At 42.7% G+C, this 1,240-nt stretch carries 2 tRNA genes and 1 rRNA gene; all 3 read right to left on the reverse strand.

Features of this window, described 5'->3' with window-relative positions:
• Positions 1–658, reverse strand: a 23S ribosomal RNA gene (locus tag OU788_RS12320); the annotation flags it as partial.
• 231 nt (positions 659–889) lie between these two features.
• Positions 890–966 (reverse strand) — tRNA-Ala (locus OU788_RS12325).
• 133 nt (positions 967–1,099) lie between these two features.
• Positions 1,100–1,173 (reverse strand) — tRNA-Ile (locus tag OU788_RS12330).
• Positions 1,174–1,240: the final 67 nt, after the last annotated feature.

Raw genomic sequence — 1,240 nt, forward strand, 5'->3', positions numbered from 1 at the left:
TTCGCTTCGGCTCCGATCCTTAAAATCTTAACCTTGCTAGTAACAGTAACTCGTAGGCTCATTATGCAAAAGGCACGCCGTCACACAGTTAATGTGCTTCGACCGCTTGTAGGCGTACGGTTTCAGGTTCTCTTTCACTCCCTTACTTAGGGTTCTTTTCACCTTTCCCTCACGGTACTAGTTCACTATCGGTCTTTCAGGAGTATTTAGCCTTACCGGATGGTCCCGGTGGATTCATACAGGATTACACGTGTCCCGCACTACTCAGGGTACTGCTATATCCTCTTCGATTACCTGTACGAGACTATCACTCTCTTCGGTTCGTCTTTCCAAACGATTCCAGTTCTCTTAGATTCTAATGTCGCAGCCCTACAACCCCAATATTGCCGTAACAACATTGGTTTGGGCTAATCCGCGTTCGCTCGCCACTACTAACGGAATCACTTTTGTTTTCTCTTCCTCTGGTTACTTAGATGTTTCAGTTCACCAGGTTTGCTCACCCGAAGGTGTGACATGTCTTCAACATGACGGGTTGCCCCATTCGGAAATCTACGGATCATAAAATATGTGCTTCTCCCCGTAGCTTATCGCAGCTTATCGCGTCCTTCATCGCCTCTGAAAGCCTAGGCATCCTCCATACGCCCTTATTTAGCTTATTGTACTTTTTGCTGTAGTATCTCTACTACAACGAGCTCTTTATAATTCTTGTTCTTATAAAAATATTTCGTTAGATATTATCTAACTCTCTATCTTGATTCTTTACGATATCATTTTACCAATATGTCAATGAACGTTGTGGCGAGTCGCCACTGACAAGTAATTAAACTTGTGAGTCACAATCTGCCTGCAATACTCTTGAAGATAATATTACTTATCTCCAGGCATCGCCTGGTGGAGAATATCGGAGTCGAACCGATGACCTCTTGCGTGCAAGGCAAGCGCTCTAGCCAGCTGAGCTAATCCCCCATCTCTTTTAGTTATGAGTTATTAGTCGTTAGTTATTAGTTGGTGTGAGTTTAACTTAAAACTTAGCACTCAACACGTAAAACCAAATCCCTCAACTTCTAAAATTTCCTTTCAACTAATCTCTTTAAAATTGTAGTCTCGGGCAGACTCGAACTGCCGACCTCTACATTATCAGTGTAGCGCTCTAACCAGCTGAGCTACGAGACTTTTTTTAGTCTGTAGTTTGTAGTCTTTAGACGCTAGTTATACAACTAACTACTATCGACTAAATACT

This window comes from Tenacibaculum sp. L6 (genome assembly GCF_028823685.1).
In the GTDB taxonomy this organism is placed as follows: Bacteria; Bacteroidota; Bacteroidia; order Flavobacteriales; family Flavobacteriaceae; genus Polaribacter.